Source organism: Acetobacter okinawensis JCM 25146 (assembly GCF_000613865.1).
In the GTDB taxonomy this organism is placed as follows: domain Bacteria; phylum Pseudomonadota; class Alphaproteobacteria; order Acetobacterales; family Acetobacteraceae; genus Acetobacter; species Acetobacter okinawensis.
The window spans coordinates 1-2740 of the sequence record NZ_BAJU01000095.1 but is presented as its reverse complement, the minus strand read 5'-3'; the positions used below and the strand labels follow the sequence as shown (position 1 = coordinate 2740).

The following is a 2740-nucleotide window of genomic DNA, read 5'->3' as shown; positions in this document are numbered from 1 at the left end:
GGGGAGCGGAATGTCCGGTTCTTGTGCAGAGCTCAGAATACCGGACATTCATTCGATTTGCCGTCAGCTTTCGATCATTCTCAGTGGAAACGAGGCTTGTACAGAATGTCGGATTTAGGACTGTTTAAGACTATAAATTCTTGCGCCGTTAAAACAATCGACTACCATTTGGAACTTGACGCTCCGGTCCAACCAGCACGACATTTTATGGTTACCATAAAACCCAAGAGTTAATACTTCCGAAATAAATGGTCCAATCTGCCGTGGGGTAAGATTTACGACGCAGGTAACTTGCCTGCCAATAAGATCAACAGAAGTATATAAATCCGTAATTTGAGCACTGGATTTTTTTATTCCAATTTCAGAACCAAAATCAATTTTCAGTTTCCATGCTGGTTTTCGGGCTTCTGGGAAAGGTTCAACTTCAATTATTGTACCTACACGAATATCAGTCTTCAGAAAATCATCGAAAGAAATATGTGCCACAATTTTATACTCCTCTTTTGTATGATGGTATCGCAGGGCTATTGATCTCGCGATGGTGTTTTCGATGGACTGATACGCATGTCATTACACTACAAACAATGAGTGAGAATGCAGCAACTTCAATGGGACGAGGCCATCGATGTTCCCAGAGAAAACCGTAGATAAGGGCAAAAAGCGTTTCAAAAAGAATCATCTGTCCTGTCATGGTCAGAGGAAGTAAACGACTCATTCGATTCCACAACACATTGCCAAACAAGGAGGCAATGATTGCAACTGCCGTAGAGACCTCCACAAACCGACCCCATGAGATGAGGTCGTGCTGCAAGTGGCCAACGAAAAGTGCAACAGGAATAAGACAAATGGCCTGAGCTCCAGTTACAAGGCCTACAAGAAGATTCCAGTCGTGAATTGACACGGAACTTAGGCGGGCAAGACTGCGACTATTCCCGACGACATAGGTTGTCCAGGACAAAAGTGCGGCAATGGACCATAACAATCCCATACTCGTCTGATGTGTCGCCTCAGGTGCTTTAAGAGCTTGCCAGCCAATACAAACTGCACCTGCACAACACAAAAGGAGAGATGGGAATAGAGCTATAAGAGGGATAGCCTCCTTGTCGCGGCTCCCAATAATTGTGACGGCTACAGGAAGAAACCCTATTACCAAGGAGGTTAATGCTATTCCGCCACTCTGTACTGCCTTAGAAAGTAGAACATAATATAAAGTATTTCCAAAGAGAGAGAGCCAGAAAAGAACGCGCCAGTCCTGCTTGTTGAGGTTTGATGTTAGTATGGACCAACGGGGTATAATGATTACAAAGGCAATTATCCCGTAGGCCAGAAAGCGCCCTATAGCCAGTTCAAGAGGGGTAAAATCACGCACAAGTTCGGGTGCAAGAAATACCAATCCCCATAATGCCCCTGCACCCATACCGCATAACGTGCCCAAAGGGATATTGTAGATGTTTTGAAGATGCTTTTCTGTTTCCACACTGCTCACAACACTATCTCCTTAAAAGGAGACATATCACCGAGAAAACGATTTTTGTGCTCTTGATTTGCCCTTAAAATGCAACAAAAACTCACTCATGAATAAAAAGACCATTATGAAACCACTAGACAAGTTTGACAGGGCAATCCTGCGCATTGTTCAAAAAGACAATAAAACACCGCAACGGCAGATTGCGGAGATTGTTCATCTTTCAGCCGCCGCTGTGCAAAGACGTATTGCCGCTATGGAAAAGAGCGGCACTATCAAGCACAACTCTGCTGTCCTAGATGTGCATGCTGTTGGTATGAACATTACGGCTATTGTTGAAGTTCAACTAAGGGATGAACGTATAGAAACTGTAGATTTGGCAAAAAACCTATTTAAATCAACACCTGAAGTTCAGCAATGTTATTACGTAACGGGTGGTATTAGTTTTGTACTAATTATCGTTACAGCAGATGTGCAGGCGTATGAGCAAATAACGCGCAGAATTTTTGCTCAAAATGATTTTATAGCCAAATATCGTTCTCTTATCACACTGGACCGGGTGAAATCAGGTAGCGAGATCGTTATCCCCTAATGTATGTCAAAGAGTGAGAGAGTGCAGCGCTCCAGCATTATCTTCAGCCATGTCCGCTTTGTAGAAGCTTATTGAACGACGAAAACGACCAATAAGAAGGCGTAAGCGGACTATTTCCTGATTTCTGTGAGCCCAAGCTCGTACCACATCCACCCGAAATCGTAGGCGGCCACAGCCCGGCTACTCCCTTGGGCACGGGCCATCAGGCTCTGACCGGGTTTGATATCGGAGGCTTATACAGACTCATGACCAAAGCCTTGAGAGCACGCATATAGACACTGTTGCGCAGGCCTTCCTTCCATCCCCAACGATTGAGATAAACGTCGACGAAGTTCTGGCCATCATCCCAGTCCTGCCCGCGAAAATCCTCGAAGACGCAGCCCATAGCGTCACGGTGACGTCGGGACCGATCATCTCCGCCAGATCTTCGAACGTGATGCCCCCGCCCTGCCACTCCAGTCATGGACAGCAAGACTGTCCTGACTCGACAAGACAGGATCATACCTTGAAACAGGCGACGGGATGCCTCTTCCCACATTCACGCAGACGTGAACACCGACAAAATTGCGCCTGAATACTTTTCCGTTTGTTTCCTATGTGTTTCCTGCAGAGTGATTTGGGCACAAAAAAAGCCACCCTTCTGGGTGGCTTTTCTTCTGTCTTTTCAGACGTTTATTGCGTGG

The 2740-nt window shown here is 45.7% G+C and carries 3 protein-coding genes and 1 pseudogene; 1 reads left to right on the top strand and 3 read right to left on the bottom strand.

Annotation, left to right across the window (positions count from 1 at the left end; genetic code table 11):
• Window positions 1–114: 114 nt before the first annotated feature.
• Together JCM25146_RS20235 and JCM25146_RS21785 are read right to left on the bottom strand one after the other, a co-directional pair.
• Complete coding sequence (locus JCM25146_RS20235) at window positions 115–486, bottom strand: tRNA-binding protein (protein WP_456303749.1); 372 nt, start codon at window positions 484–486, stop codon at window positions 115–117.
• A gap of 4 nt (window positions 487–490) precedes the next feature.
• Window positions 491–1486, bottom strand: coding sequence for a DMT family transporter (locus JCM25146_RS21785; RefSeq protein ID WP_369347537.1), 996 nt, complete (start codon window positions 1484–1486; stop codon window positions 491–493).
• A gap of 88 nt (window positions 1487–1574) precedes the next feature.
• On the opposite strand from JCM25146_RS21785, the gene JCM25146_RS15720 reads away from it, so the two are divergent.
• A complete protein-coding gene (locus JCM25146_RS15720; protein ID WP_025829229.1) occupies window positions 1575–2057 on the top strand; it encodes an Lrp/AsnC family transcriptional regulator in 483 nt (160 codons plus the stop codon).
• A 194-nt stretch (window positions 2058–2251) separates the two neighbouring features.
• Here JCM25146_RS15720 and JCM25146_RS25080 read toward each other — a convergent pair.
• Window positions 2252–2501: pseudogene (locus JCM25146_RS25080) on the bottom strand (hypothetical protein); the annotation flags it as partial.
• Window positions 2502–2740 lie beyond the last annotated feature (239 nt).